The organism is Paeniglutamicibacter sp. ORCA_105 (assembly GCF_045798545.1).
GTDB lineage: Bacteria > Actinomycetota > Actinomycetes > Actinomycetales > Micrococcaceae > Paeniglutamicibacter > Paeniglutamicibacter sulfureus.
The window spans coordinates 21,193-48,192 of sequence record NZ_JBIXLM010000013.1 but is presented as its reverse complement, the minus strand read 5'-3'; the positions used below and the strand labels follow the sequence as shown (position 1 = coordinate 48,192).

Genomic DNA, 27,000 nt, shown 5'->3' with positions numbered 1-27,000 from the left:
CTCACAACATGCTGATAGCCCGATCCGTTGGTGCAACGGGGGCTGGAAGGCGGGTTTCGCCCATCAGGTATTTGTCCACCGCCGCGGCACAGGATCGTCCCTCGGCGATGGCCCACACAATCAGGGATTGTCCGCGTCCGGCGTCGCCAGCCACGAACACCCCGGGGGTGTTGGTCATGTAGTAACCATCACGGGCGACGCTGCCCCGGTCATCAAACTCGGTGTTGGCCTGTTCCATGAGACCGGCAGTCTCGGGTCCGGTGAACCCGAGTGCCAGGAAGACGAGGTCGGCGGGTATGACCCGCTCCGTGCCAAGCTTCGGAAGGCGCTGACCGTCAATAAATTCGGTCTCTGCCACTGTAACACCCATCACGCTTCCGTGCTCTCCCGTGAAGTTGACCGTGGCGGCCAGGTACGACCGCTCACCGCCTTCCTCGTGCGCCGACTGGACCTCAAAGAGGGTCGGCGTCATGGGCCAGGGCTGGTGCCCCGGGCGCTCGATCGAGGGCTGGGCCCCGATGGCGAGGGTGGTCACGGAAGCGGCGCCCTGGCGTATGGCGGTGCCCAGGCAGTCCGCCCCGGTGTCGCCGCCGCCGAGGATGACCACGTGCTTGCCCTTGGCGTCGATGCGCAGCGTATCGCGCTCGCCCGCAACCACCTCGTTGGAATCCACGAGGTAGTCCATGGCGAAATGGACCCCCGAAAGCTCGCGCCCCGGAACCGGAAGGTCCCGCGGAACGGTTGCACCGGTGGCCACGATGACCGCGTCGTAGAGCCGGTTCAGCTGCTCGAACTCAATGTCCGTACCCACGGAAACCCCGGTGCGGAACACCGTTCCCTCGGCCTCCATCTGGGCCAGGCGGGTCTCCAGGACGTCCTTGCCCATCTTGAAGTCGGGGATGCCGTAGCGCAGCAGTCCCCCGATCTTCTCGTCACGCTCGTACACCGCGACGGTGTGCCCGGCGCGGGTCAGCTGCTGGGCAGCTGCCAGGCCGGCGGGGCCGGAACCGACCACGGCAATGCGCATGTCGGTGTGGCGCACGGCAAGGACCGGGTCCAGTCCGCCCGAGGCAATCAGGGTGTCGGCGATTTCGACCTCGACCTGCTTGATTGTTACGGCCGGCTGGTTGATGCCCAGCACGCAGGAGGACTCGCAGGGTGCCGGGCACAGCCGCCCGGTGAATTCCGGGAAGTTGTTGGTGGCATGCAGGCGCTCGGCCGCATCGTCCATCCGGCCCTGGTGGACCAGCGAGTTCCATTCCGGGATGAGGTTGCCCAGCGGGCAGCCGTTGTGGCAGAACGCGATGCCGCAATCCATGCACCGTCCGGCCTGCGCGGTAAGCACCGTGGCGTTTTGCCGCTCGGTGACTTCCTTGTAGTCCATGATGCGCACCGACACGGGGCGCTTTGGCGGGGTTGTCCGGTCGCGTACCTCTAAGAATCCACGTGGATTAGCCACGGGTCACCTCCAGAATCCGGTTCCAGACAGTGGCTGAATCCGGGTCGAATCCTTCATTGGCGGCATCGTTGCGTGCCTGTGAGACGGCTGCGTAGTCGCGCGGCAGCACCTTGGTGATGCGGGCGGCGGCCACCGGCCAGTCGGCCAGCAGGCTGGCTGCCAGCGCCGAACCGGTGTACTCCACCTGCTGCGTCAGCAGGTCCTTGATCAACGCAAGGTCGGCTTCGTCCGGACCGGACAGGAGCAGGTCGTCGTTGGCCACGGCGAGCGGGTTCAGCGCCGCCACGTCCAGGTCCAGGACGTAGGCCACGCCGCCGGACATGCCTGCGGCGAAGTTGCGCCCGGTGGCGCCAAGGATCAGCGCGGTTCCACCGGTCATGTACTCGCAGCCGTGGTCTCCGATGCCCTCGACCACCGCGGTGGCGCCGGAGTTGCGCACGCAGAAGCGTTCGCCCACCATGCCGCCGATGAACAGCTCGCCGCTGGTGGCGCCGTAGCCGATGACGTTTCCGGCAATGACCTGCTCCGCGGGGTTGAAAGCGCTGCGCGCATCCGCCTGGACGGTGATCCGTCCGCCGGAAAGGCCCTTGCCGACGTAGTCGTTGGAGTCGCCGACCAGGTGCAGTTCCACGCCGGCGGGCAGGAAGGCACCCAGCGACTGGCCGGCATGCCCGCGCAGCGTCACCTTGATGGTGCCCGGTGCCAGCTCGTCGATCCCGAAGGTGCGGGTGACGTGGTGGCCCAGCATGGTCCCCACCGAGCGGTCGGTGTTCTTGATTGGGAGGTCAAGAACAACGTGCTCGCGGCGCTCCAGGGCAGGGGCGGCCGCGGCGATGAGCTGGTTGTCGAAGTGCTTGTCCAGGCCGTGGTCCTGGGACCCGGTGCGCCTGCGCGGCGCACCTTCCTTGGAACCGGCGGTGGCGAAGATCCGCTCCAGGTGCAGGCCCTGGGTCTTCCAGTGGCCCACGGCGGCGCGGGTGTCCAGCAGCTCGGCCTGGCCGATGGCTTCCTCGAGGCTCGCGAAACCGAGTTCCGCCAGCAGCTCGCGGACTTCCTGGGCGAGGAACTCGAAGAAGTTCACCACGTGGTCGGCCTGGCCGGTGAAGCGCTGGCGCAGTTCCGGGTTCTGCGTGGCAACGCCGACCGGGCAGGTGTCCAGGTGGCAGACGCGCATCATGATGCAGCCGGCGACCACCAGCGGTGCGGTGGCAAAACCGAATTCCTCGGCGCCCAGCAGGGCGGCGATGACGACGTCCCGGCCGGTCTTCAGCTGGCCGTCGACCTGGACGGTGACGCGTTCGCGCAGCCCGTTGAGCATCAGGGTCTGCTGGGTCTCGGCCAGGCCAAGCTCCCAGGGCACGCCCGCATGCTTCAGCGAGTTCAGCGGGGAGGCACCGGTGCCGCCGTCGTGGCCGGAAACCAGCACCACGTCGGCCTTGGCCTTGGTGACGCCCGCCGCGACGGTGCCGATGCCGACCTCGGAGACCAGCTTCACATGGACGCGGGCACCCGGGTTGGAGCACTTCGCGTCGTGGATCAGCTGGGCCAGGTCCTCGATCGAATAGATGTCGTGGTGCGGCGGCGGGGAAATCAGCCCGACGCCGGGGGTCGAGTGACGCGTGCGGGCAACCCAGGGGTAGACCTTCTGCGCCATGAGCTGGCCACCCTCGCCGGGCTTGGCGCCCTGCGCCATCTTGATCTGCAGGTCATCGGCATGCGTGAGGTACATGCTGGTGACGCCGAAGCGGCCCGAGGCGATCTGTTTGACAGCGCTGCGGCGCTCGGGGTCCAGCAGCCTGTCCACGTCCTCGCCGCCCTCGCCGGTGTTGGACTTCCCGCCCAGGCGGTTCATCGCAATGGCCAGCGTCTCGTGCGCCTCGGCGGAGATCGAGCCGTAGCTCATCGCACCGGTGGCGAAACGCTTGACGATCTCGGAGACGGGCTCCACGGCATCGATGTCGATGGGCGTGCGCTCGTCCAGCTTGAAGTCCAGCAGCCCGCGCAGCGTCATCAGGCCCTTGGCCTGGTCGTCCACGCCCTGGGTGTACTTCTTGAAGATGTCGTAGCGGCGTTCGCGGGTTGCGTGCTGCAGCCGGAAGACCGTTTCGGGGTTGAAGAGGTGCGGCGGGCCCTCGCGGCGCCACTGGTATTCGCCGCCGGTCTCCAGCACGCGGTGCGGCTCCGGGTTCAGGTCGGCGGGGTAGGCACCGGCGTGGCGCATCGCGGTTTCGGTGGCGATGACGTCAAGGCCCACGCCTCCGAGCTGCGAGGAGGTGCCGGTAAAGTACTGGTCGACCACGCGCTGGGACAGACCCAGCGCCTCGAAGGTCTGGGCGCCGCAGTATGAGGCGACGGTGGAGATGCCCATCTTGCTCATGATCTTCAGCAGGCCCTTGCCCAACGCCTTGATCAGGTTGGTCTGCGCCTTGGCCGGGGTCACGGAGCCGAGTTCGTTCTGCAGTGCCATTTCCTCGACCGATTCCAGTGCCAGGTAGGGGTTGATGGCGGAGGCGCCGTAACCCACGAGCACGGCAATGTGGTGCACCTCGCGTACGTCGCCGGCCTCGATGACCAGGGAGGTCTTGGTGCGGTTGGCGCTCTTGAGCAGGTGGTGGTGCACCGCGGAGGTGAGCAGCAGCGACGGGATCGGCGCCCACTGGGCGTTGGAGTCCCTGTCCGATAGGACAATGAACTTCACGCCGCGGTTGATGGCGGCGGAAACCTTTTCGCAGATTTCCTGCAAGCGGGAGCGCAGCTCGGACTCGCCGCCCTCGGGACGGTAGAGACCGCGGACGCGCAACGCGACCTTGGCGCCGTTGGCATCGCGGATGTTCGCGATCTTGGCCAGGTCGTCGTTGGTGATCACCGGGTAGTCAAGGGACACCTGCTGGGCATCGACCTTGCCGGTGGCCAGCAGGTTTCCGTCCGGGCCGATGCTGGTGCCCAGCGAGGTGACAAGCTCCTCGCGGATCGAGTCCAGCGGCGGATTGGTGACCTGGGCGAAGGACTGGGTGAAGTAGTCGAAGAGCAGCCGGGAGCGGTCCGAGAGAACCGCGACGGGGGTGTCGGAGCCCATGGCGCCCAGCGGCTCGGCGCCGGCGGAGGCCATGGGGGCCAACAGGATCCGCAGCTCCTCGGTGGTGTAGCCGAAGGTGCGCTGGCGGATCTGCACGGAGGCGGAGTTGTGCTTGACGTGCTCCAGGTCCGGCAGGTCGGTCAGGCTGATCTTGTTTTCGTTGACCCACTGGGCCCACGGCGCCGAGGCAGCAACCTGCGACTTGATTTCCTCATCCGTGATGATGCGTCCGGCTTCGGTGTCCACCAGGAACATCTTGCCCGGGGCGACGCGGCCCTTGGCGGCGATGAGCGCCGGATCAAGGTCGATGACGCCGACCTCGCTGGCCAACACCACCAGCCCGTCGGTGGTGACCCAGTAGCGTGCCGGGCGCAAGCCGTTGCGGTCAAGCACGGCTCCGACCTGCTTGCCGTCGGTGAAGGACACGGCTGCGGGCCCGTCCCAGGGCTCCATGAGCATCGAGTTGTACTCGTAGAAGGCGCGGCGGTCGGCATCCATGGCTGCGTGGTTTTCCCACGCCTCCGGGATCATCATCATGATGGCCTGGGCGACGGGGCGCCCGGAGAGCATGAGCAGTTCGGCGACCTCGTCGAAGGATGCCGAGTCGGAGGCGCCGGGGCTGCAGATGGGGAAGAGTTCCTCGGGGACCTCACCCAGCAGGGACGAGGCGAGCTGAGACTGGCGGGCTCGCATCCAGTTGCGGTTGCCCTTCACCGTGTTGATCTCGCCGTTGTGGGCGATGGTGCGGAAGGGCTGGGCCAGCGGCCAGGAGGGGAAGGTATTGGTGGAAAAGCGCGAGTGGACGATCCCGAGACGCGAGGCGAAGCGGCTATCGCCCAGGTCCGGGTAGAACTCGGTGAGCTGCTCGGTGGAGAGCATGCCCTTGTAGACCATGGTGGCCGAGGAGAGCGACGGGAAATACACGCCGAACTTGTTTTGTGCGCGCTTGCGGATGCGGAAGACCCGGGCGTCAAGGTCCTTGTCGTGCTCCTGGGCGGCACCCAGGAAGAGCTGGGAGAAATGCGGCATGCAGCCCAGGGCGGTGGCGCCGATGGCCTCGGTGTTCACCGGGACGTCGCGCCAGCCGAGCACGGACAGGCCTTCCTCGGCGGCCAGCTCTTCGAGGGCGGTGACTGCGGCGGCGCGCTGTGCCGGTTCCTGCGGGAGGAACGCGGTGCCGGCGGCGTAGCGGCCGGGGGCGGGCAGGTCGATGCCGGTGACGGCGCGGAAGAATGCGTCGGGGATCTGCGTGAGGATGCCTGCACCGTCGCCGGTGCCTGCGTCGGCACCCACGGCACCGCGGTGTTCGAGGCGGCGCAGCGCCTCGAGGGCCTGCTCCACGATCTCGTGGCTGGCCTCCTGCGTCAGCGTGGCGATGACCGCCAGGCCACACGCGTCTTTTTCGTTTGCCGGGTCATAGAGCCCTTGGGCTTCCGGTACATCGGCAAACCGGGTGTAGGGCGAGAAAACCTCCTCGCCTGGATGCGGTGAGGCATTGAGTTGGACTCCGGTCATGCTCATGAGTGGTCCCTTTCTCGGTGTGTGGGCAGAGGTTCTGGATCTTCGGGCGACGCTGGCCGAGGAAAGGCTAGGGGGCTCGCTAATCGGCACCCCGAATCGGGGGCCGTGCGGTGGGGTGGGGGGTGACACCTGCGATACGTGGACGTCATCCGCGCGCTCCCCTGGTGGGCGGAGCGCGGACTGGGTGCTTCCACATCATTGTGGTCGCCGACAGCATGGGTGGCGGAGTCTGGGTATTCCGCGCCCGTCACTGCTGCCACGGTGAAAAAAGAGTAGCACCGGCATGTTTCGGATTTGCACCCACTTATGTTTCCAACAGTTTTCGTACCTGCTACCAAACCGTTGCTGACTTGGATCAATAAAGTTTCCGCAAAGTTTCGTCTCAATGCGATATGAATCCCTTCATCTTCCTCGTCTCCGCGGCAGGTATCAAGGGTTGGATGTCCTCGCGACGGCGGGTGCTTTCCGAGGGGAACACCGGACAAGGGCCCCGCGGCGAACCCGACTCCGGGCTTCGACGCCGAGTGATGCCCCTCAGGGTGACCAGGCGCCCGGACGGCAAAGACCGGTCCCCTCCTTCCAGGTAGGAAGGAGGGGACCGGTCTTTGCGCGGTTATCGCGGATCGGGATTCGGCGGGTGCCGAGGTGCTACTTGTTTCCCGCTTCGGGTCCGGCCTCGCCGGTGTCCTTGGCGGCGCTGCCGTTCTCCTGATCGGCTGGCTTCGCGGCGCCCGTTGGCTTGGCGGCATCTGCGGGCTTGGCGGATTCCGTGACCTCGGCCTTGGGCTCGCGGCCAGGAAGATAGACACCCGGATCCGGCTGCGGGCGCAGCTTGCGGAACACGAAGACCAGTCCGGTGGCGCCCAGGACAACCATGGCAATGGCCAGCCACATGTGCACGCGCAGCCCGATGCCCAGGATGTAGATGGTGTCTGCGGCGTCGATGCGCATGGTTTCCATGATGATGCGGCCGATGCCGTACCAGATGAGGTAGGACCAGAACATGGCCCCGCGGCGGAGCTTGAACTTGCGATCCAGCGCAATGAGCAGCAGGACCCCAGCCACGTTCCACAGTGATTCGTAGAGGAACGTGGGATGGAACAGCGTTCCGGCCGGGATTCCCGGGGGGAAGTTGAAGCTGTTCGGATCAATTTCCAGGCCCCACGGCAACGTGGTGGGCGCACCGAAGAGCTCCTGGTTGAACCAGTTGCCCCAGCGCCCGAAGGCCTGGGCGAGCAGCACGCCGGGAGCAGCCGCGTCCAGGAACGCCGAGAGGCGCACTCCGGCACGGCGGCAGGCGATCAGTGCACCCACGGTGCCGAGGCTGATGGCCCCCATGATGCCCAGGCCGCCGGCCCAGATCTGCGGGATCTCGGCCAGGTGCGCACTCTGCCCGTTGAAGCCGAAGTAGTAGTCGGGATCGGTGACCAGCACGTGGTACAGCCGCCCGCCCACGATCCCGAAGGGGATCGCCCAGATGCAGATGTCCCAGACCACGTCTTCCGGTCCGCCCTTGCCGCGCCAGCGGCGGGCGGTGATCCACATGGCGGCGATGATGCCGAACATGATGCAGATGGCGTAGGCATGGATGGTCAGCGGGCCGAGGGAGAACTTCGAGAACTCCGCCGGAGGGCTCGGGATCGAGGCGAGCACGTTGGTTCCCGCCGCAGCCAGCTGCATCATGCCTTCACTGTCCGACCGCTGAGTTCCGCGGTGAGCTCGGCTACAGCCTTCACTCCCCCGTCGCGCAGGGCTGCAACCAGTGCGGTGCCCACGATGACTCCGTCGGAGTAGGCCCCGATCTCTTCGACGTGCTTGCGCTGCGAGACGCCGAGCCCGACGCAGGCGTTTTCGGCACCGGCGGCGTGGGCCGCGGTGACCACGGCCGCTGCGGCGTCGGAGACCTCGGCGCGGGCGCCGGTGACGCCCATGACGGAGACGCAGTAGACGAAGCCTCGGCTGGCTTCCACGGTGGCTTTCATGCGGGCCTCGGTGGAGGACGGTGCGACCAGGAAGACGCGGTCAAGTCCGTACTTGTCGGAGGCCTCCATCCATTCGGCTGCCTCGTCCGGAACCAGGTCCGGGGTGATCAGCCCGGCGCCGCCGGCCTCTGCCAGGCGGCGGGAGAACTCGTCCACGCCCATGCGCAGCACAGGGTTCCAGTACGTCATGATCATGACGGTGGCCGAGCAGCGGGAGGTGATGCCCTTGACGATGTCGAAGACCTGGGCGACCTTGAAGCCCTGGGCCAGGGATTGCACGGTGGCGGCCTGGATGACGGAACCGTCCATGACGGGGTCCGAATACGGGATGCCGACCTCGATGATGTCGGCGCCGTTCTCGGCCATCGCGACAGCTGCGTCAATGGTGCCCTGCACGTCGGGGAAGCCGGCGGGCAGGTAGCAGATCAGCGCCGGGCGGCCTTCGGCGCGGGCTGCGGCGATCGCCGCGGCACTCTTGGATACGGGGCTCACTTGGCGTCCTTTTCGGTGTCGATGAGGTTGAACCATTCCGCTGCGGTTCCCACGTCCTTGTCGCCGCGGCCCGAAAGGTTGGCGATGATGATGGTTTCCTCCGGCACCGCGCCGGCGGCGATCTTGCGCTGCGCGATCTTCAGCACGCCGGCCAGGGCGTGGGAGGACTCGATGGCCGGGATGATGCCCTCGGTGCGGCAGAGCAGCGAGAAGGCGTCCATGGCCTCGGTGTCGGTGACCGGTTCGTAGTTCACGCGTCCGATGTCCGCCAGGTAGGCGTGTTCCGGGCCGACACTCGGGTAGTCAAGGCCTGCGGAGATGGAGTGGGAATCGACGGTCTGGCCGTCGTCGTCCTGCATCAGGTAGCTCTTGGCACCGTGCAGCACGCCCGGCAGGCCCAGCGTAATGGCCGCTGCGTGGCGGCCGGTGTCGACGCCGTCGCCGCCGGCCTCGAAGCCGTAAAGCTCAACCGAGGGGTCATCCAGGAAACCGTGGAAAAGGCCGATGGCGTTCGAGCCGCCGCCGATGCAGGCAGCCACGGCGTCGGGCAGGCGTCCGGCCTGGGCGATGATCTGCTCGCGGGCTTCCTCGCCGATGACCTCGTGGAAGTAGCGGACCATGGCGGGGAACGGGTGTCCGCCGGCGACGGTGCCCAGCAGGTAATGGGTGTTGTGCACGTTGGCGACCCAGTCGCGCAAGGCCTCGTTGATGGCGTCCTTGAGCGTCTGCGAGCCTGCCGTCACCGGGATGACGGTGGCACCGAGCAGCCGCATGCGCGCCACGTTCAGCGCCTGCCGGCGGGTGTCCTCCGCGCCCATGTAGACCACGCATTCCAGGCCCATGAGGGCAGCTGCGGTGGCCGAGGCAACGCCGTGCTGGCCCGCTCCGGTCTCGGCGATGATGCGGGTCTTGCCCATGCGCTTGGCCAGCAATGCCTGGCCCAACACGTTGTTGATCTTGTGGCTGCCGGTGTGGTTCAGGTCCTCGCGCTTGAGGAAGACTCGCACTCCGCCCGCGGCTTCGGAGAAGCGCTTGGCCTCGGTGAGCAGGGAGGGACGGCCCGTGTAGTTCTTGTTCAGGTCCTTGACCTGCGCAATGAATTCCGGGTCGGCCTTGGCTGCCTCGAACGTCTCGTTGAGCTCGTCCATGGCGGCAATCAGCGACTCGGGCATCCAGCGTCCGCCGTAGGCGCCGAAGTACGGGCCCGCGGCATGCCGCAACGAGTGGGAGGGGGCGGACTCGGACTGGCTTTCGCCCGTGTCCTGGTCACCTGTCATCGGGTTCATCTGGCGCATCCTTCTCTTGCTCAGGAATTCTTCGAGGGGTGTGTGGGGGGGTGTGTCAGCTGGCGCGGGCTGGCTTGGCGGCGGTCCCGGAGGCAATGAAGCGCTCGATCGCCGCGCGCGGGTCGTTGTCCTTGACCAACGCCTCGCCCACCAGGATCGCGTCTGCTCCGTGGCTTGCATAGTGCTCGACGTCGGCAACGTCGCGCACGCCGGATTCGGCCACGATGACGACGCCGGAGGGGATGTGGGCGGCAAGCCGGGAGAAGTTTTCGCGGTCCACGTCCAGCGTCTTGAGGTTGCGCACGTTCACCCCGATGATCCGCGAACCCAGAGCCACCGCGCGGGCGATCTCCTCCTCGGTGTGCGTTTCGACCAGGGCGTTCATGCCCAGGGCATGGGTCAGGTCCAGGAACTCGCGCAATTGCGCGTCGTCCAGGGCCGCAACGATCAGCAACACCAGGTCGGCGCCGTGGGCACGGGCCTCGTGGATTTGGTACGGATCGACGGTGAAGTCCTTGCGCAGCAGCGGGATCTTCACCGCGGCGCGCACGGCGTCGAAGTCGGCCAGCGATCCGCCGAATCGGCGCTCCTCGGTCAGCACCGAGATCACGGAGGCACCGCCGGCCTCGTAGGAGGCGGCCAGTTCGGCTGGCTCGCCGATGTCTGCAAGTGCGCCCTTGGAGGGAGACTTTCGCTTCACCTCGGAGATCACGTGCAGCGTGTTTCCGCGTTGGGACGCATCAAGGTGTCCGCCCAGGGCAGCGTAGGCGTCGAGCGCGGGAACGGCCGCCGCGGCCGCAGCCTCGATTTGCTCCTGGCCGATGATGGACCGACGGGCGTCCAGATCGATCTGAACGCCCGCGATGATATCTGTCAGTACACTCACGGCTAGTGCGCGTCGCCAGACCTGGAACCGTTGACGCCGAAGCCGGCCTTCTTCATGACCCAGCCGACAATCAGGCCGACGACCACGATGGCGCAGCCAACGTAGACGAACGTCGGGTTGTGTCCGGCGAAGGCGATGCAGCCGACGACGAAGCCGATCATCATGACGAAGACCATTGACCATGCGGCCTTGGAGTTGCCGTGTCCGATTTCCTCGGCGTGCATTGGATCGATCTGGGGGTTGGCGTTAGCCATGGTGGGATACTCCTACTCACCTCGTGCGAATCGGGATTTTTCCCGATGAATCTCTTGGCTTCCATTCTGCCATTCTTTGCAGCGATGGCATGCCATGTTGCGTCGTGTGCGCGTTAACCGGTGGGATCGTCCCCGCGGGACAGCGAGTCCCAGCCGGAGATCTCGTCGATTGGGCCGTTTGACGCTGCGCCCGGCAGCCCCGCGGCGGTTGCCGCGGCGTCGCGGGAATATTTGCGGGACCCGGCCCAGTGTCGTCCGGCCACAGCCAGCAGCACCGCGTCGGCCACGAGAACCGCGCCGGCCAGCGCAGCGGCCCAGGGCCAGAAGGTCACGTCGTAGGCGCCGCCGGAGGCGTTCAGCCCGGTGGCTTCCCCGACCTTGGTCGTTGCAGCCAGCACCGGGTCGGCAAGCACCGCGACTGCCGAGGCGATGATTCCTCCGCCGACCAGCAGCAGGATCGCTGCGATGATCCAGCGGGCCACCTTGCCGGCGATCATTGCTGCCAGCGAGCCGGCCAGGGCCACCACTGCCAGTGCCGCCACTGCGGCCGCGGCGTCGGATCCCGCCACTTCGATGAGCGGAATCTTTACCGAGCCGACCTCCGGCTGGACGTTGATCCAGGTCCGGGTGCTGGTGGCCAGCGCGAGGACCGCGCCGAAAAGGCCCAGAAGCATGACGTTGCGCTTGGATCCCCTGCGCGGCTTGGTTTCCTCGCTCATGCCTGGGTGCCGTCCACTTGTGCCGGCGCCATGGTCCCTGCGGCCCAGACGGCCCGCAGGGGGGCTGCCGACTTGTTGATGGTTTCCAAGGCCTCGGCGTCGAGGTCGGAGTCCGCGACGATGCCGCCGCCGGCCTGCACGTACGCCCGGTTGCCCTTGATCAGCGCGGAGCGGATGGCGATGGCCATGTCCATGTCCCCGGTGAAGTCCAGGTAGCCGACCACGCCGCCGTAGATGCCGCGGCGGTAGGGCTCGAGTTCATCGAGCAGCGACAGCGCCCGCGGCTTGGGCGCCCCCGAGAGGGTCCCCGCGGGGAAGGTCGCGGCGAGCACGTCGTAGCCGTCGGTGCCCGGTTTCAGCTTGCCGACCACGTTGGAGACCAGGTGCATGATGTGGCTGAAGCGCTCGACCTCCATGAACTGGGTGACCTCGACGGAACCGGGCACGCAGACCTTGGAAAGGTCGTTGCGCGAGAGGTCCACCAGCATCAGGTGCTCGGCGCGTTCCTTTTCGTCGGCCAACAGGTTCTTCTCGTGCTGCTGGTCATCCTCGTAGTTGGCCCCGCGCGGGCGCGAGCCGGCGATCGGGTGGGTGACCACGTGGTCGTCGTTGACCGTGACCAGCGCCTCGGGCGAGGAGCCGACGATGGAATAGGCCTTGCCGTGGGCGTCCTGCAGCGTGAAGAGGTACATGTACGGGCTGGGGTTGGTGCCGCGCAGGATCCGGTAGACATCCAAAGGATCGGCGTGGGTCTCCAGCTCGAAGCGGCGCGAGACCACGACCTGGAAGACCTCGCCCTCGACGATGGCCTCCTTGCCGCGCAACACCGCCCTGCGGTAGGAATCCTCATCCCAGGAGTGGGTGACGGCGTTCATCAGCGTATCGGCCGGCACATCGGTTCCGGAAAGGACCGAGACGGGGTTTTCCGCGGCTTCGCCAAGCGCGTCAAGCATCCCGGAGAGGCGCTGGACCGCGTGGTCGTAAGCGCCGTCGACGCCCTCGGCGGTGCCGTTGAAGTTGATGGCGTTGGCGATGAGCGTCAGCGTGCCGTCGGTGTTGTCGTGCACTGCCATGTCGCCGACCAGGTTCATGGCCAGCTCGGGCAGGTGCAGGTCGTCCGCCGGCGGGTTGGGCAGCTTCTCCCAGTGGCGCACCGCCTCCCACCCGATGAAGCCGACCATGCCGCTGGTCAGCGGCGGCAGCCCGTCCAGGGGTTCGGTGCGCAGGGCGCGGACGGTGTCGCGCAGGACCTCGACCGGGTTGCCTTCGGTGGGCATGCCCGCCGGCGGGGTGCCCTGCCAGTGGGCCAGGCCGTCAAGGGTGGTCAGGGTCGCGGGCGAATTCACGCCGATGAAGGAATAGCGGGACCACACTCCCCCGGCCGCGGCCGATTCCATCAGGAAGGTGCCGGGGCGTCCGCCGGCCAGCCGGCGGTAGACGGAAATGGGTGTCAGTGCGTCGGCCAGCACCCTCATGGTCACGGGAATGACGCGGCGATCCGCGGCGAGGGCGCGGAATTCCTCGCGGGTGGGTGTCAGGGCGCCGAGAGCTTGCATAAGCGAAGAATGGTCCTTGCGTGTGCGGATGGAGCGGGTGGAAAGGTCAGGAAACGCGTCGGCCCACGACGGCGGGCAGTTCGCGTCCGTCGAAGCAGGTGCGCGTCCCGGTGTGGCAGGCCGCGCCGATCTGGTCGACAATGACCAGCAAGGCGTCGCCGTCGCAGTCAAGGGCCACGGAGCGGACCAGCTGGGAGTGGCCGGAGGTGTCGCCCTTGCGCCAGTATTCGTTGCGGGACCGGGACCAGAAGGTCACCCTCCCGGTGGTCAGGGTGCGACGCAGCGCCTCCTCGTCCATCCATCCGAGCATCAGCACCTCGCCGCTGCCATGCTGCTGAATGATGGCGGCGACCAATCCGGTCCCGTCCTTCTTCAGGGCGGCGGAAATCTGGGCGGACAGTTTCCCGTCAACGGAGGCGGGGGCGGCGAAGGCTGGGTTCTGCGACATCAGTACCAGTCTAGTGCCACGTGCGGTGAAACCCGTCCCGAAACACGTTTCACGCCCGTTGGCCTCACCGCGCATCCGGGAACGGGGCTCGGCCGTTGCGCCTGCGCAGGTGGTGGGCCAGCGTGCCCGGCGAGGGCCATGCGGATGAAGGTCAAAGCTGCCACGGTGATGATGACCGCGACAGGTCCCGCGGGGATGACAGCGAACAGGATCGGAACCCTCCGGCCGCGCAAGCCCATCATCCAGCGGGGAAAGACCTCCCCCAGCGCTGCGCCAGCCCGAAAGTGAGCAAGGCCCCGAGCGCGCCTGCGGTGGCCAGGTAGAGGACAAAATCGCCCTCCTGCCCCTGCCGTCTCGTCCACTCGTGTTCACCCGCGCGTCACGCCCGGGCCCGGTCCCCGCGTCAAGGAGGACAACGGGCAGGCACTCCTCCTGCGTTCCGTCTCCGGGAACGTGGCAATCGACACCAATGCCGTGCTTAACGGTCCATTCGCGACGGCCCGTTCTGACGCGGCTTGGGCGCGGAGCGAAATAGAAGCTCCAAGCGCTCCCGAACGTGTTAGTTTCGAAGTGATGCATTTCGTCCCAGCCTCGCGTGAAGTATTGGCCGAAGTCCTGCTGGCAGCAGGGCCGACGGCTCCCACATTGTGCGCCGGATGGCAGACCCGCCACCTCGCCGCGCACCTGATCATTCGGGAGCAGTCCCTGCTTGCTGCGGGACTGGTCATCAAACCACTGGCGCACCGCATGGAGGCCGAGCTGGACAGGCGTGCGGACGCGGCCGGGGACCGCGAGGCCTACGCCAGCCTCGTCAACGAATTCCTGCGCGGCGCACCCAGGTTTTCGCCCCTGGCCCACCCGCGGGTGGAACATTCGGCGAACCTCTCCGAGTTCTTCATCCATACCGAGGACGTGCGCCGCGCATCCGACCGCTGGGTCCCGCGTGCGCTTGACGCCAAGTACGAGGATCTCCTGTGGGAGGACTTGGTGCGCCGGGCCGCGCACTACTACCGCGGCGTGGATGTCGGCATCATCCTGGTCCGCCCCGACGGGCAACGCCACGTGGCCCGCAAGGCCAGCACCTCGGTGGCCATCACCGGTCGCCCGGGCGAACTCCTGCTGCACGCCTCGGGACGCCGCGAGGAAGCACTGGTGACGTTCGAGGGCGCAGAAGAGGCCATCGCACTGCTCTCGGTCTCGCTCTAGCCACCACTTCGGGCAGTCGGGACTAGACCTCCACGAAGTCTCCCGCCGCCATTCCCCGGCCTTCCACCACGTGCACAACGGCAAGGATCCTGCCTGCTGGGTTTGATGCAGTGGCCGCCGGTTCCTCGGCCGCCGGGAGGATTACCGTGGCATTCCAGGTGCTGCCCGTGCGCAACGCCGTGGTCGGCTCGCCGTTGACCGTCAGCCGAATCACCGCGTCCGCCCCCGCACGGATTTCACCCTCCAGCAGCAGACGCAGGGTGCCGCCTATGCGGTTTCCGGAATCGAGGCGACCCTCGATGGAAATTTCCGGCGGTTGCCCACCTGGCCGTCCCCGGGAAGCTGCCCCGTGGCGGTCCCCTGGAAGCTCGGGCGCCAGCCGCGGAACCGGACGCAACGTGCCGGCGCCCTCGAACGCCCACCCCCAGCCCATGATCGCGTTGTCGGAATAAGCGGGACCGGCGAAGGTCAGTCCCACCGGCATGCCGGTGTCTTGCATCAACCCCATGGCCACGGTGACCGAGGGGATGCCGAGATGGCGCAGGGCGTAGTTCCCGTTGGAAAAGAAGACACCGTTCTCCCAAGCCCTGTCCGCCGATTCCGGGTTGGTGTCCGCATCCGCGGCCCCGACGTCTGCGTTGGCAGGGAAGACGACCCCGTCGAGCCGATGCTCGGCGAGCCAATTTTCGAAGAGCTCCTTGCGCAGCTTTTCCAGAGCCTTGAGCCCGGCTTCGAACCCTGGCAGCGTGGCCGGGTCCGGCAGCCCGTGGGCCGCCATCTTCACCACGTCGCGGTAGCGATTCTCGTAGTCCTCGACCTCTTCATAGCGGTCCGGGAGCGATCCGTCAGGGGCCGGGAAGATCTGCAGATGCTCGACATCGGCCAGCCGGTTCAGCGCGGGGTCGTTGTTTTCCCGCAGGAACGTGTCCCATCCATGGGCGAGGAGCTCGTTGAATTCCATCTCCATCCACCCCTCGGGCAGGATGCCCAGCGCGCCGAGCTGTTCGCCACCCGGGGTCTTCCCCTCGTACGTTTCGATCAGCGGGAAGTCGACATCGACGACGGTGGCGCCCAGGTCCTCCAAGCGGGCGCGCGCGGCGTCCCAGAGTTCCAGGACGCTGGGGCGCGGGTTGACCGGGAATCTCGGGTCCTGGCCCAAATACATGCGGGGCACGCCGAAGCGCTTGCCGGACAGGGCCTGCGGATCGGCCAGCTCCGCGTAGCTCCCGGGCCGGATGGCCGAGGCCGCGGGCAGCGGCACCGCCTTTTGGTGGCGCCAGAAGTCTCCCGTGGTTTCCGGATCGTCGGCGACGATCACGTCCAGCAACCGGAACATGTCATCCATGCTCCTGGTATGCGGGACCACGACGTCGCGGGTGGGAAAGAGCGGCCAGTTGCCGCGGATGGAGATGACACCGCGCGAGGGGGTGTAGGCGCATAGGCCGTTGTTGGAGGCCGGGCTGCGGCCCGAGGAGACGGTTTCCTCGCCCATGCCGAAGACCCCCATGCTGGCCGCGGTGGCGACGCCCGATCCATTGGAGGACCCCGAGGCGTAGGCAGCCGCCAGGTAGTCGGCGTTGTAGGGGCTTTCGGCGCGCCCGTAGACACCGCGCTGCATGCCGCCGTCGGCCATGGGCGGCATGTTCGTCTTGCCCACCAGCACTCCCCCGGCCTCGCGGATGCGTGCGACAGTGAACGCGTCGTGCTTGGCCACCAGGTCCTTGAACGCCGGCGAACCGGCAGCCACGGTGAGCCCGGCGACCATGTAACTGTCCTTGACGGTAAACGGCACCCCCTCAAGGGAACCGCCCCGGCCGGCACTGCGGCGGCGGTCGGATTCCGCGGCCTCGGCGAAGACGGTGGGGTTCAGCACGGCCATGGCGTTGAGGCACACCGTGGACCTGTCGAAGCGTCCCACCCGGGCAAGGTGGGCGGCAATCAGTTCGACGGCGGTGACGGTGCCGTCATCGAGCGCACGCAGCACGCCCTCGATGGAAGCTTCGTGGATGCTGAACGGCAGGTCCATGGGCGGGTTCCCCTCACAGGTGGTGCTCCCGCCCTGCGCGGCCGAGATGTCCGACGGGGAGGAGCATGCAAAAAATTGACTGGATATTCAGTTAAAGATAGCGTGTGATCAACAGTTCGGGAAGACCCCGGGCCACCAAGGGAAAGATGCGGCACCGGCCATGGCCAATGACACCAGGCAGCGGATACTCGAGGCGTGCAGCATCTGCATCGCCCGTGACGGGGTCCGCGGCATGCGCGTGCAAGACGTCTGCAAACAGGCCGGCGTGTCCACGGGGCTGGTTTACTACCATTTCACCGACAGGGATGGACTGCTGGCGGCAACCCTGGAGTACGTAAACGCAGACTCGCTGGCCCAACGCGGGGAACAAGCGGACGGCGGGGGCAGGCCCCGCGGCTTGCTGCGGGACTTGCTGCTGGCCGAGATCCAGGACGACGAATCGGTGCGCGCCAAGTCGATCGTGTGGAACGAGATCAGGGCAATCGCGGTCTTTGAGCCGCCGCTGGCCGGGCATCTGTCCACGTCCACTGCCGCGTGGCAGTCCCACGTCGCGGAGCTGGTGAAGCTGCACACCGGGGCGGGGACCGGGCAGTGCCGGGATACGGCACTATTGCTCACCGCCCTGGTTGAAGGCATTTCCGGCCGCTGGCTATCGAACCAGCTGGACACCGCTGCGGCACGTGCGGCCCTCGAACGCGGGCTGGAGGCACTCCTGCCGGCGACGGCCTAGGCCGGCAACTGGCGGTAGTGGTAGCGCGACACCGTTTCAAATCCCAGGGATGCATAGAGTCCGGCTGCGATCGAGTTCTCCTCGACGACCTGCAGCCAGAGGCCTGCCAGATCCCGGCGGGCCGCCTCGGCCACCAGGGCCCGCATCACGGCCCGGCCGTATCCCCGGGAACGCGATTCCTCGCGGGTGGCCACGGCATAGATGCCGCCCAGGTCTTCCACCAGCGCCATGCGTGCAATGGCATGGACATTCCCCTCAATGACCAGTGAGGCGTAGACGGACGGCGTATTGCCCAGGATCCGGCCACTGGCTGCCTGCGCGGCGGGCGAATGCGGTCCCTCGGATTCCCACAGGGCCTTCAGCCATGCCTCGGAGGGTGCATCCTGGAGGACGATCCCCGGATCGGGCTCGCCGGCAACGGCCCGCGCAAAGTCCTCCCGTTTCAGCGCCTGCACCAGGGTCGGGGAATCAATTGAGTAACCGCGGGCACCAAGCATCGAGTCCAGGTCGTGCGGCAGGGATTCGGGACTGATCTGGAAGACCGGCGGCAGCCCGCGGCGCCGATAGGCGGCTTCGACCTCGTCGATGGCGCCATTGGTGTTGGGCGGACCGAACAGCGGAAGCACCGAGTTGGCGCGGCGGGTGACACCCGAGGAAAAGCGGCACACCCACCCGGAGAGGTCTTCCTCCTCAAGTGCCTGCCAGCCCCGGGACATCACGGCGTCCAGTGACGCAGGACTAGCGAACCGGGAAACCGGCTTCACGGATGGCGTCCTTGACCTGCTTGATCATGTCGTCCGGGCCGAAGTGGAAGATCGAGGCGGCCAGCACCGCGTCGGCACCGGCGGCAATCGCCGGCGGGAAGTGCTCCGGTGCCCCGGCGCCGCCGGAGGCAATCAGCGGCACGGTGACGGCCGCGCGGACCGCACGGATCATCTCCAGGTCGAAGCCGTCCTTGGTGCCGTCGGCGTCAATCGAGTTCAGCAGGATTTCCCCCACGCCCCGTTCGGCGGCTTCCCTGGCCCAGGCCACGGCACAGCGGCCGGTGCCGGTGCGCCCTCCGTGGGTAGTGACCTCGAAACCGGATTCGACGTCAGGGTTCGTGGTGCGCCGGGCATCGAGCGAGAGCACCAGCACCTGGGATCCGAAGCGTTGGGTGATTTCGTTGATGACCTCGGGGCGGTCGACGGCAGCCGTGTTGATCGAGGCCTTGTCCGCCCCGGCACGCAGCAGGCGATCGACGTCCTCGGCGGCTCGCACTCCTCCGCCGACAGTAAGCGGAATGAAAATTTCCTCGGCCGTGTGGGCCACCACGTCATAAGTGGTTTCGCGCTTGGCCGAGGAGGCCGTCACATCGAGGAACGTGATTTCATCGGCACCGGCGGCGTTGTAGCGCTTGGCCAGTTCCACCGGGTCCCCGGCATCCCGGAGCCCCTCGAAGTTCACTCCCTTGACGACTCGTCCGGCATCGACATCGAGGCATGGGATCACGCGGATCGCAACGGCCATGAGGGGATCAACTCCTAGAAAAGCAATAAAGGGGAAATGTTCCGGGGCCCGGGATGCGGGCGGGGCGCTAGATGCGGCAGGCGTGGATGTTGGTGACAAGAATGGCGCGGGCGCCGATGTTGTACAGCTCGTCCATGATGTTGTTGGTGTGGCTCTTCTTGACCATGGCGCGCACGGCGACCCAGTCCGAGTCCTGCAGCGGGGAAACCGTCGGCGACTCGAGTCCCGGGGTCAACCGGGTGGCCTCGTCGACCAGGTCCCGGCGCACGTCGTAGTCGAGCATGACGTAGCGGCGGGCCACCAGCACGCCGGTGAGCCGGCGCTTGAGGACTTCGAGCCCGGCGGGGGTGCGGCCGGTGCGACCGATGAGCACTGCCTCGGACTGCAGGATGGGATCGCCGAAGACCGCCATGCCGGCTGCCTTGAGCGTGTTGCCGGTCTCCACGACGTCGGCGATGGCGTCGGCCACGCCGAGGCGCACAGAGGACTCGACGGCACCATCGAGGCGGACCACGTCTGCGGCGATGTTGTTGGTTTCCAGGTACTGGCGCAGCAGCGCGTCGTAGCTGGTCGCGATGCGCTTGCCCTGGAGCTCCTGCTGGGTTGTGAAGGTCCCGGCGGGGCCGGCGAAGCGGAAGGTGGAGGCACCGATCCCCAGCGGCAGGACCTCGTCGACGTGGTCGTTGACCTCGGCGTCCAGGTAAAGGTCTCGTCCGGTGATTCCGACATCGAGGATGCCGCCGCCGACGTACACGGCGATGTCACGGGGACGGAGGTAGAAGAATTCCACGTCGTTGTCGGGGTCGACCATGACCAGTTCGCGGTTGTCGCGGCGCTGGACGTATCCAGCCTCCAACAACATGGTCGAGGCGATTTCGGACAGGGCTCCCTTGTTGGGAAGGGCTACTCGCAACATGATGCGGTTCTCTTTTCAGGCTCTGGGGGGGTATTACGGCATGTAGGACAACAAATGGTGCCTGTTGGCCACCGCGGCACGGGAGGACAGGGCGTCCCGAAAGCGGCGGCTAGAGATGCTTGTAAACGTCCTGCAGAGTCAGGCCCTTGGCCAGCATCATCACCTGAAGGTGATAAAGCAACTGGGAGATTTCTTCGGCGGCGGCCTCGTTGGTTTCGTACTCGGCAGCCATCCACACTTCGGCGGCTTCCTCCACGACTTTCTTTCCGATGCCGTGCACGCCGGAATCCAGTTCGGCGATCGTACGCGAACCTTCGGGGCGGGTCTTGGCCTTCTCGGAGAGCTCGGCGAAGAGGGTGTCAAAAGTTTTCACATAGTCAGGGTATCTTGGCCCGTTGGCCGCATTCACTACCGCACCCCCAATGTGACGAAGCACTCCCCCGCTCGGCTCAACATGACGCGGCCCTGGCACAGGTCGCGGGCGTGCCGCCAAATTGCACCACAACCACTGACGATGCTCGCCGTCACGGCTGGGAAGTGTATTTTTGCGCGATCGTTTCCCGCGGTGCCGGGCTGCCGTGCGAGGGCATCAACCTGTTGATGTGGTTTGACTAAACGCGCCGCTCAATGGGAGGCCGTTGAAATACAAGGAGCGCGTCGGACACCAAATCGTGGGGGTAGCGATCCCAGACAATCTCGGTGGTCCCCACGGGCGTGAGGTGCTGCTCGAGCACGCGGGTGCAATCGCGGATCAAATGGGTGGTGCGGTCCATGTGGTGGATGTCCGCCAGATTCCACACCACGAAGCCGCCGGGCACAACGGTGCGCGCACATTGGGCGGCGACAAGCCCGAGCTCGGCCAAGTAGCGGCCGTAGTCCCCGTTGTCTTCCTCGTAGGCCGTGAGGGGGTCGGCGTCATGGTTCTCGGCGGTCATGTATGGCGGAGAGGTGAGAATGAGATCGACACCTGCGTCGGGTTCGGTAGGTGCAATGCCGCGGACAAGCCTAAGCAGCTCCCTTGCGTCTCCCTCGATGATGCGGGCGCCGGGCACCTGATCCCGTAGGTACTCCGCCCGCTCGGGTAGCAGCTCGATACCGAGGGCTTCCCGTCCCAGTGCAACTGCCCGTTTGATGGTGGTGCCGAACCCCGCGAAGGGGTCGAACACCACGTCGCCCGGTGCGCTGCACCGTTCAATGACGTGATCCACGATGGCCGAGAGCATGTGCACGTCTTCGTCGGCCCCCGGCGGACGCTCCGCCAGAAACGTGGCGTGCAAGGCGGTCAGTCGTGAATCCAAGGGGGACGTTACGGGTGTGCTCCCGGTCAATGCTTCTCCACGATCTTTCATCAGGCGAAGTCTACCGGCCGGCCGGGATATTCGCCGAGGGACAAGGCGCCGTTGTTGGTGTGGACGGCATCGCCGCGCACATCGGGCAAAGCACCGGCACTCGCGGATACGACGGCACCGGCATTTGTTACTTCGTCTTCCGCCCGCACCGGGTAGCCCGCCTCGACGTCAAGTTTGCCGTCGGCCCTGGGCCGGGCTCGATGCCCCTACTGAAGCCATCTCGCGGGAGACGGACGCAGACGGGGCGACATCGCACCTGGGCGGCTGGCCCGGCGAAGGCCGACCCTCTGAATGAGGCAATCGTGCAATCAATGGAACATAGAACAGCGCCGCCCGCTCCCTCGGCATCGATCCCTGGAAGCGGGTACCGGTGGTGCGGGCGGCAGTGCGGTGACGGATCGCCGAATTTGCTAGCGGCGCGCCAGTGCGACGGCTGTCTGCAGCCCCGCGCTCATGGCCTCGTATCCCTTGTCCTCGACAGAACCTTCCAGACCTGCGCGGGCTATTGCCTGCTCCTCGGTGTCACAGGTCAACACGCCGAAGCCCACGGGAACGCCGGTGCGCACCGTAACGTCGGTCAGGCCCATGGTCGCTCCCTGGCAGACGAAGTCGAAGTGCGGGGTGCCGCCTCGAATGACCACGCCCAGCGCGATGACGGTGTCATAGGCATGGGCCAAGCGTGCCGCGGCCACCGGGAGCTCGAAGGTGCCCGGAACGCGGATGACCTCGGGGGTGCTGATCCCGGCGTCGGCGGCGGCGCGCAGGGCGCCGTCCAGCAGGCCGTCCATGATCTGGGTGTGCCAGCTGGCCGCGACGATGACTGCCCGCATTCCGGCTTCGCCTGCCGCTGCCAATTCGCTGGCCCCGACGAGGGGAGCTCCGTGTCCGCTCATGATTTGACTCCTGGGTTGGTGTTTTCGATGGATGGCAATTGCAATGAATGATTCATCAGGTTCTGCTTGGTGCGCAGGTACTCAAGGTTTTCGGGACGCGCCGCAATCCGGGTGGGGACGCGCTCGGAAACCGCGATTCCCGCCTGCTCCAGCCATTCTTCCTTCAACGGGTTGTTGGTGATCAACCGGATCCGGCGGATGGACAGCGCGTGGAGGATGGCCGCGGCGGCGTCGTAGTTTCGCGCGTCGACGGGAAGGCCCAGCTGCTCGTTGGCGGCTACGGTGTTGGCGCCGCCGTCCTGCAGCGCGTATGCGCGGATCTTGTTGGCCAGCCCGATGCCGCGACCCTCGTGGCCGCGCAGGTAGACCAGCACGCCGCCGTATTCGTTGATTGCCTCCAGACCGGCGGCCAGCTGCTCCCCGCAGTCGCAGCGGTAGGAACCGAACACGTCGCCGGTGAGGCACTCGGAGTGCACGCGCACCAGCGGCTCGGCCGGCATGGTGCCGTCGGGGCCGGTGGAGCTGAGCGACAGGTGCTCGGTGCCGGTGCCGCGTTCGCGCCAGGCGCGGACCATGAATTCACCGTAGGGGGTGGGAACCCGGACCTCCGGCCCGCCCTGCACCGCGGCGGCGCTGGTGCCCACGGCCGGCTCGGCATCGGTGGTGGCCCGCCAGGCGGCCAGGTCCTCGATGCTGATCAGCGGGATGTTCCACAGGTCCGCGAATTCGCGCAGCGCAGGCAAGCGCATCATCGATCCGTCGTCATGGACGATCTCGGCAATGACCCCCACAGGCTCAAGGCCCGCTGCCTTGCACAAATCGACGCTGGCTTCGGTGTGCCCGCGGCGCACCAGCACCCCGCCGTCGACCGCGCGCAGCGGGAAGATGTGGCCCGGGCGGGTGATCAGCTCGGGGCCGGAGGCCGGATCGGCCAGGATGCGGGAAGTCAGGGCGCGGTCGGCGGCGCTGATTCCGGTGCTGACCCCGTGGGCGGCGTCGCAGGAGACGGTGTACGCGGTGCCCTTGGCGTCCTGGTTGTTTTCCACCATGGGCGGCAGGCCCATCGCGTCGGCGCGGTCCCCGTCCATCGGCGTGCACACGACGCCCGAGGAATGGCGGATGGTCCAGCCCATCAGCTCCGGGGTGGCGAACTCGGCGGCGAAGATGATGTCGCCCTCGTTTTCGCGGTCAGCGTCGTCGACGACCACGACGGCCTGGCCGGCAGCCATGGCGCTGATCGCGGCGTCAATGGAGTCCAGGCGAATGGTATCGGTGATCATGATGCGCTGCTTTCGATGTTGTTGAATGAGGCAAGGCGTTCGGCGTACTTGGCCATGACATCGACTTCCAGGTTGACCGCGGAACCGGGAACGCGTTGGCCCAGGGTGGTCTCGCGCAGGGTGGTGGGGATGATCCCGACTTCGAACCACTGCTCTTTTTCGTGGGCCTCCGAGACCTCGGTGACGGTCAGCGAGATCCCGTCGATGGCGATCGAACCCTTCTTTGCCACGTATCTGGCCAGTTCGAAGGGGATGGAGAAGCGGAAGCGGTCCCAGGCACCGAGCGATTCGTGCTCCAAGAGGTGCCCGACACCGTCGACGTGGCCCTGCACGACGTGCCCGTCAAGCCGGCCGCCGGCCTGCACGCAGCGCTCGAGGTTGATGCCCTCGCCCTGGGCGAGGTCGCCGATGGTGGTGTGGCGCAGGGTCTCGCCCATGACGTCCAGGGACAGGATGTCCCCGACGATGGACGTGGCGGTCAGGCAGACGCCGTTGACGGCGATGGAGCCGCCCAGTTCCAGGTCCTCGGTATGGTTCGGCGCACTGATGTGCAAGACGACAGAGTCGGATTCCGGTGTCGCGTCCATTGCTTCGATGCGGCCCATGCCGCTGATGATTCCGGTGAACATGCTTCGATTCCTTAGGGTGTGCCGGTGCCGGTTGGCATGGGTTCAAGATGTGTAAGGGTGTCGGGCCCCAGGATGCGCACTGCGTCTCCGTCGACGGCGTCCAGGCGGAAATGCCGGGCGGAGGCAAGGGTGTCGATTCCCAGCTCCCCCACGCTTCCACGCCCGGAGCCCAGGAAGATCGGTGCCTGGTAGAGGAAGATCTCGTCGACCAGGTCCGCCGCCAGGAACGCGGTGGCCACCGACGCACCGCCTTCGATGAGCACGTGTCCGATGTCCCGGGATGCGATCCGCGCCAGGACCTCGTGCGGGTCGCGGGTGCGGACCTGCTCCCAGTTGCCGTCGGCCTTCAGTGCTGCGTCCCCGGGAATGTCCCGTTGCCCCATGACGATGCGCCGGGGTTGGGAGGCGAAGGGTTCGCCGTGTTCGTCGCGTGCGTTCAGCCGCGGGTCATCGGCCATGACGGTGCCGGTACCCACGACTATGGCGCCCACGCGGGCACGAACCTCATGGGCGTGGAGCAGCGAGCGCGGCGAGGTGATCCATTGGCTGGTTCCGTCCTTGGCGGCGATCCGTCCGTCAAGGGTTTGGGCCAGGTGCAACGTGGTGAAGGGCCGGCCGGCGGCGCGGGCTGCGAACCAGCGGTGGTTCAGCTCGGCTGCCTGGTCCTCCAGCAGCCCCTGTTCCACGTTGACTCCGGCCGCACGCAGCGTCTCCGCTCCCCCGCCGGCCACCGCGCCGCCGTCGGCGACAGCGAAGATTACGTTGCCGATTCCGGCGTCGATGATGGCGCGGGAACAGGGGCCGGTGCGGCCGGTGTGGTTGCAGGGTTCGAGGGTGACCAGCATTGTCGCGGCGCGTGCCGCGACCGGATCGATGGAGCCCAGGCGGTTCAGCGCGTCGGCCTCGGCGTGCGGGGTGCCGGCGCCGCGATGGTAACCGGTGGCCAGGATCGTGCCGTCCGGGTCGATGATGACGGCCCCAACCAGGGGGTTGGCTCCGCGGGTGCCGCGGCGGGCCAGCTCGAGGGAAAGCCGCATGGCGGCCAGCGTTCGTGAGGGTTGCATCAGCTGTGCACCTGCACCGTCGGGTCGGGCATCTCGGTTTGGATGCTTGGCTTGGCGTCGTTCTTGGCCTTCCACCATATGAAGAACCCGACCAGCGTGAAGCACCCGTAAAAGAGGTACATGAACGCGCTGGCGTAGTATCCGGCGCCGAAGAGCAGCGGGACCCCGACCACGTCGACAAGGACCCAGATCAGCCAGAACTCGACCAGTCCCTTGGCCATGCCGTAGGTGGCCAGCAAGGAGCCGACGAAGGTCCAGGCATCGGCCCAGACAGGTGCGTAGGATCCCAGTGCGCCAAAGAGCGGGGTCAGTGCGACAGTGCCGATGATCATGATTGCAGCGAGCGACAGGCGTTCTGTGCCGGTGGCCCAGCGCGGGGTGACTGCACTTCCGCCGGATTCGCGGCTGGATTTCCAGCGCTTCCAGCCATAGAAAGACACGGCGATGAACATGATCTGGCGTCCGGCCTGGCCGAGCAGGTTGGCTGTTTGGTCGTTGCCGAAGATGCTGCCCAGGAAGACCGTCAGGAGCAGGATGTTGCCGACGATGCCAACGGGCCAAGCCCAGACCTTGCGGCGGATGCCGCCCAGGGCGGAGGCAAGTCCGAAGACGTTGCCCACCACTTCGCGTACCAGCAGTGCGCTGCTGCCTACCGTGATGTAAGAATTGAAAGCTTCAATGAGCCACCGCAGAAAATCCATCGTCCTCCTGTCAAGCCGCGATGGCTCCGGGGGTTCGATACGACGGTTCCACCTTTGCGGCCGACCCGCTGGCGAAGGATCCGGAACCAGGAAAATCTCGTGGATTCCCACCTGGCCGTGCCTTGCGCACTCGCGAGAGCGCTGGTGTTGCGTGTACGTGCTTCTCCCATCCAGACTTTAACTGTCGGTACCGGAATTTCACCAGTTCAACCAGGCTTCAAGATCCCCGGAGGGATCCCTTTGGCTTGGGTCGCGGACTTTGACCGCCGGTTCGGACTTACACCGACCCCGGAGCACGTTGTGTAGTTGTAGCTCTCAGTATTACATGGAAACGGGTGTCCGGGCTGCGAGATTTCGCAATGTGACTACTGCCTCGGCGGGATCCGCTGTTCCGTAAACCGAAGAACCGGCCACGAAGACGTCGGCCCCGGCCTCGGCCGCCCGCAGGATCGTTTCGCGGGTGACCCCGCCATCGACCTGCAGTGCGATGGGCAGGCCGGTCCCGTCAATGGCCTTTCGGGCCCTGCGGATCTTCGGCAACACGATGTCCAGGAAGGCCTGTCCGCCAAAGCCCGGCTCCACCGTCATCAGCAGCACCATGTCCAGCTCCGGGAGCATGTCCAGGTACGGCTCGATCGGCGTGGCCGGGCGCAGCGCCATCGACGATTTGGCACCGGCGGCGCGCAGGTCCCGGGCCAGCTTGATCGGGGCGGCCGAGGCCTCGGCATGGAAGGTGACCGAGGCGGCTCCGGCCTCGGCGTAGCCCGGTCCCCACCGATCCACGTCGCTGATCATCAGGTGCACGTCCAGCGGCAGCTCACTGACTTCGTTCAATCGCTGAACCACCGGCAAGCCGATGGTCAGGTTGGGCACGAAGTGGTTATCCATGACATCGACATGGACGGCGTCGGCGGTGTGGATCCGTGTGAGTTCGCGTTCGAGGTTGGTGAAGTCCGCCGAGAGGATCGACGGATTGATCTGGCAGGTACGCATGGTTTCCTTCTGGCTGCTGGCCGAC

At 66.6% G+C, this 27,000-nt stretch carries 24 protein-coding genes and 1 riboswitch; of the genes, 2 read left to right on the top strand and 22 right to left on the bottom strand.

The window, feature by feature from the left end:
* Position 1: 1 nt before the first annotated feature.
* The 10 genes from ACIPUB_RS08540 to hisI all read right to left on the bottom strand — a co-directional run bounded on the left by ACIPUB_RS08540 (position 2) and on the right by hisI (position 13,679).
* Positions 2–1,459: a glutamate synthase subunit beta gene (locus ACIPUB_RS08540; RefSeq protein ID WP_407606980.1), complete on the bottom strand. Its 1,458-nt coding sequence runs from the start codon at positions 1,457–1,459 to the stop codon at positions 2–4.
* On the bottom strand, positions 1,452–6,056 hold the full coding sequence (gene gltB / locus ACIPUB_RS08535; protein ID WP_407606979.1) for a glutamate synthase large subunit: 4,605 nt from the start codon (positions 6,054–6,056) through the stop codon (positions 1,452–1,454). The genes ACIPUB_RS08540 and gltB overlap by 8 nt, the downstream gene beginning before the upstream one ends.
* Positions 6,057–6,704: 648 nt before the next feature.
* Complete coding sequence (gene lgt, locus ACIPUB_RS08530; protein WP_407606978.1) at positions 6,705–7,739, bottom strand: prolipoprotein diacylglyceryl transferase; 1,035 nt, start codon at positions 7,737–7,739, stop codon at positions 6,705–6,707.
* On the bottom strand, positions 7,736–8,530 hold the full coding sequence (trpA, locus tag ACIPUB_RS08525; RefSeq protein WP_372342875.1) for a tryptophan synthase subunit alpha: 795 nt from the start codon (positions 8,528–8,530) through the stop codon (positions 7,736–7,738). The genes lgt and trpA overlap by 4 nt, the downstream gene beginning before the upstream one ends.
* Entirely contained in the window at positions 8,527–9,807 is a 1,281-nt protein-coding gene (gene trpB, locus ACIPUB_RS08520) for a tryptophan synthase subunit beta (RefSeq protein ID WP_407607019.1), read from the bottom strand. Before trpB ends, trpA begins: the two co-directional genes overlap by 4 nt.
* Before the next feature lie 64 nt (positions 9,808–9,871).
* A complete protein-coding gene (trpC, locus tag ACIPUB_RS08515; protein ID WP_407606977.1) occupies positions 9,872–10,702 on the bottom strand; it encodes an indole-3-glycerol phosphate synthase TrpC in 831 nt (276 codons plus the stop codon).
* A gap of 2 nt (positions 10,703–10,704) precedes the next feature.
* Positions 10,705–10,956 (bottom strand): HGxxPAAW family protein, encoded by a 252-nt coding sequence (locus ACIPUB_RS08510; protein ID WP_407606976.1) that lies wholly within the window; start codon positions 10,954–10,956, stop codon positions 10,705–10,707.
* 113 nt (positions 10,957–11,069) lie between these two features.
* Positions 11,070–11,675, bottom strand: a complete 606-nt coding sequence (locus ACIPUB_RS08505) for a Trp biosynthesis-associated membrane protein (RefSeq protein WP_407606975.1) — start codon at positions 11,673–11,675, stop codon at positions 11,070–11,072.
* Entirely contained in the window at positions 11,672–13,231 is a 1,560-nt protein-coding gene (locus tag ACIPUB_RS08500) for an anthranilate synthase component I (protein WP_407606974.1), read from the bottom strand. Before ACIPUB_RS08500 ends, ACIPUB_RS08505 begins: the two co-directional genes overlap by 4 nt.
* A gap of 46 nt (positions 13,232–13,277) precedes the next feature.
* Complete coding sequence (gene hisI, locus ACIPUB_RS08495; protein WP_407606973.1) at positions 13,278–13,679, bottom strand: phosphoribosyl-AMP cyclohydrolase; 402 nt, start codon at positions 13,677–13,679, stop codon at positions 13,278–13,280.
* A gap of 573 nt (positions 13,680–14,252) precedes the next feature.
* Between hisI and ACIPUB_RS08490 the strand changes: the two genes are divergently transcribed.
* Entirely contained in the window at positions 14,253–14,885 is a 633-nt protein-coding gene (locus ACIPUB_RS08490; RefSeq protein ID WP_407606972.1) for a TIGR03085 family metal-binding protein, read from the top strand.
* 22 nt (positions 14,886–14,907) lie between these two features.
* On the opposite strand, the gene ACIPUB_RS08485 is transcribed toward ACIPUB_RS08490, so the two are convergent.
* Positions 14,908–16,911 (bottom strand): amidase, encoded by a 2,004-nt coding sequence (locus ACIPUB_RS08485; protein WP_407606971.1) that lies wholly within the window; start codon positions 16,909–16,911, stop codon positions 14,908–14,910.
* A 160-nt stretch (positions 16,912–17,071) separates the two neighbouring features.
* On the opposite strand from ACIPUB_RS08485, the gene ACIPUB_RS08480 reads away from it, so the two are divergent.
* Positions 17,072–17,641, top strand: coding sequence for a TetR/AcrR family transcriptional regulator (locus ACIPUB_RS08480; protein ID WP_310287933.1), 570 nt, complete (start codon positions 17,072–17,074; stop codon positions 17,639–17,641).
* Here ACIPUB_RS08480 and ACIPUB_RS08475 read toward each other — a convergent pair.
* From ACIPUB_RS08475 to rpe, 11 genes are all read right to left on the bottom strand, one after another.
* Positions 17,638–18,405 (bottom strand): GNAT family N-acetyltransferase, encoded by a 768-nt coding sequence (locus ACIPUB_RS08475; protein ID WP_407606970.1) that lies wholly within the window; start codon positions 18,403–18,405, stop codon positions 17,638–17,640. The genes ACIPUB_RS08480 and ACIPUB_RS08475 overlap by 4 nt on opposite strands.
* Positions 18,380–19,150, bottom strand: coding sequence for an imidazole glycerol phosphate synthase subunit HisF (hisF, locus tag ACIPUB_RS08470; protein ID WP_264269193.1), 771 nt, complete (start codon positions 19,148–19,150; stop codon positions 18,380–18,382). Before hisF ends, ACIPUB_RS08475 begins: the two co-directional genes overlap by 26 nt.
* A gap of 67 nt (positions 19,151–19,217) precedes the next feature.
* Positions 19,218–20,066: an ATP phosphoribosyltransferase gene (gene hisG / locus ACIPUB_RS08465; RefSeq protein ID WP_264269194.1), complete on the bottom strand. Its 849-nt coding sequence runs from the start codon at positions 20,064–20,066 to the stop codon at positions 19,218–19,220.
* Positions 20,067–20,175: 109 nt separating this feature from the next.
* Complete coding sequence (locus tag ACIPUB_RS08460) at positions 20,176–20,439, bottom strand: phosphoribosyl-ATP diphosphatase (RefSeq protein ID WP_264269195.1); 264 nt, start codon at positions 20,437–20,439, stop codon at positions 20,176–20,178.
* Between the two features lie 238 nt (positions 20,440–20,677).
* Complete coding sequence (locus ACIPUB_RS08455; protein ID WP_407606969.1) at positions 20,678–21,415, bottom strand: DNA methyltransferase; 738 nt, start codon at positions 21,413–21,415, stop codon at positions 20,678–20,680.
* Between the two features lie 410 nt (positions 21,416–21,825).
* Entirely contained in the window at positions 21,826–22,308 is a 483-nt protein-coding gene (ribH, locus tag ACIPUB_RS08450) for a 6,7-dimethyl-8-ribityllumazine synthase (RefSeq protein WP_407606968.1), read from the bottom strand.
* Positions 22,305–23,588, bottom strand: a complete 1,284-nt coding sequence (gene ribB / locus ACIPUB_RS08445) for a 3,4-dihydroxy-2-butanone-4-phosphate synthase (RefSeq protein ID WP_407606967.1) — start codon at positions 23,586–23,588, stop codon at positions 22,305–22,307. The genes ribH and ribB overlap by 4 nt, the downstream gene beginning before the upstream one ends.
* Entirely contained in the window at positions 23,585–24,217 is a 633-nt protein-coding gene (locus ACIPUB_RS08440) for a riboflavin synthase (RefSeq protein ID WP_310287946.1), read from the bottom strand. Before ACIPUB_RS08440 ends, ribB begins: the two co-directional genes overlap by 4 nt.
* An 11-nt stretch (positions 24,218–24,228) precedes the next feature.
* Entirely contained in the window at positions 24,229–25,281 is a 1,053-nt protein-coding gene (gene ribD, locus ACIPUB_RS08435) for a bifunctional diaminohydroxyphosphoribosylaminopyrimidine deaminase/5-amino-6-(5-phosphoribosylamino)uracil reductase RibD (RefSeq protein WP_310287947.1), read from the bottom strand.
* Positions 25,281–25,982, bottom strand: coding sequence for a nicotinamide riboside transporter PnuC (pnuC, locus tag ACIPUB_RS08430; protein WP_264271826.1), 702 nt, complete (start codon positions 25,980–25,982; stop codon positions 25,281–25,283). The genes ribD and pnuC overlap by 1 nt, the downstream gene beginning before the upstream one ends.
* Positions 25,983–26,135: 153 nt before the next feature.
* Positions 26,136–26,283, bottom strand: a riboswitch (FMN riboswitch).
* A 20-nt stretch (positions 26,284–26,303) separates the two neighbouring features.
* Positions 26,304–26,975, bottom strand: a complete 672-nt coding sequence (rpe, locus tag ACIPUB_RS08425) for a ribulose-phosphate 3-epimerase (RefSeq protein ID WP_310287950.1) — start codon at positions 26,973–26,975, stop codon at positions 26,304–26,306.
* Positions 26,976–27,000 lie beyond the last annotated feature (25 nt).